The organism is Gracilibacillus boraciitolerans JCM 21714, from assembly GCF_000521485.1.
In the GTDB taxonomy this organism is placed as follows: Bacteria; Bacillota; Bacilli; order Bacillales; family Amphibacillaceae; genus Gracilibacillus; species Gracilibacillus boraciitolerans.
On the sequence record NZ_BAVS01000075.1, the window covers coordinates 1 to 1,675 of the forward strand.

At 35.2% G+C, this 1,675-nt stretch carries 1 protein-coding gene; it reads right to left on the bottom strand.

The genetic code is table 11. The annotated features are described in order from the left end of the window. Positions 1-43 precede the first annotated feature (43 nt). A protein-coding gene (locus JCM21714_RS19660; RefSeq protein WP_148295091.1) for an IS3 family transposase occupies positions 44-1,608 on the bottom strand; the annotation gives its coding sequence in 2 pieces (ribosomal slippage) (positions 44-966 and positions 966-1,608; 1,566 coding nt in all). Between the last annotated feature and the right edge of the window lie 67 nt (positions 1,609-1,675).

Consider the following 1,675-nt stretch of genomic DNA (forward strand, 5'->3'; position numbering starts at 1 on the left):
GAACTGCTCCCTGTCAAGTAGACAGCGGAAATAAATAAATTGCTTAGGCGATCTTTGTCCTGTATTCCATGGGACTTAGGTCGTTTAATTTTTCCTGGTATCGATGATGATTGTAAAAATAAATGTAATTATTTATGTCTTTAGAAAGCTCTTCAAATGTCTTATACGTATGTAAATAGTATTTCTCACATTTGAGAGTTCCCCCAAAACGATTCCATTGGGGGGCGTTATCAATACATTTTCCTACGCGAGACATACTATGCGTCATTTTTGCTTTATCTAGTTTCTGCTTAAATTGATAGGAAGTGTATTGAAATCCTCGGTCACTATGAAGAAGCGGATGTTCTCCTTCTTTTAACCTAGCGATCGCTAAATCTAACGTTTGGAAAACAAGTAAGTTATTATTTCGATGACTAATAACATAGCTGACAATGGATCCATCATACACATCACGAATTGCACTTAAATAAGCCTTTTGAGACTGACCATATTTGAATTCCGTGACATCTGTTACCCATTTTTCATTTGGCTTCGTTGCTTTAAATTCACGATTCAAGAGGTTTTCCGCCACTTGTTGAGGAACGGAAGGTTTATAACGATACTTCTTCTTTCGTATCACCGACTTTATCCCTGCAACCTTCATCAATCGCTGGATTCGTTTGTGGTTAAATTTCTTTTTAAATTGACGATTCATATTCATTTTCAAACGACGATATCCATAAATACCTTCTACTTCCTCATGAAGGTCCGTCATTGCTTTTATAAGTTCCTTATTTTGAATTTCTCGTTCTGTTGGTAGTCGGTTTACCCATTTATAGTAGGCAGCTCTGGTTACCATCGCAATCTTACAAAGAAGGGTAATCGAAAAATGCTCTTCCTCATGAAGTTCTTGTATCGCTGTATATCTATCTTCATACCTTACTTGATTTATTTTCGCCTCCTTTCGATTTCCTCTAACTTTTTTAAAAATTCATTCTCCGCCCTTAAACGTTCATTTTCCCATTCCATTCGCTTCATTTGTACTTTTATTTTTTCTTCTGGTGACCATTCCGATTCCATTTTCGTTCTTCCGCGATTGTCCTTTAACGCTTCAGCCCCATCTAATTCATATTTTTTAACCCAGTGATATACTTGGTGATAGGAAACCTTATACTTATCAGCTGTTTCTTGATAATTTTTTCCATTTTTCATACAGTAAATAGCTATTTCTTTTCTCTCTTCCCAGGTGGTGGTTCTTCCTTTAGCCATAGAATTTGTTCTCCCTTTTCCTGTGTCTTTTAATTTTCTATGACTATTATACTTTTTAATCCACCCTCTGAGTACCGATTTAGTTGAAATATTATACTTTCTAACCACCTCATGTAATGAATATGAGCCTGACAGATAATCTGTCACCGCTGCTTCTTTTAATGTGTCAGAATAGGTTCTCCATTTTTTAGAGCTTACTAGACCTTGTTTTCCTGCTTTCTCAAACTTTTCTATCCATTCATATAAAGACGTAACATGAATTTGGTACTTGGAACATAATTCTCTTACTGAATACATTTCCTGATTATAAGCCTGGATTACCTCTAATTTAAATTCAATAGAATGAGATCGATTAGACATAAAAACTCCCCCCTTAAAATAAACAGATTTATGTTTTTTATCTGTCTACCTTAAAGGGAGCATATCA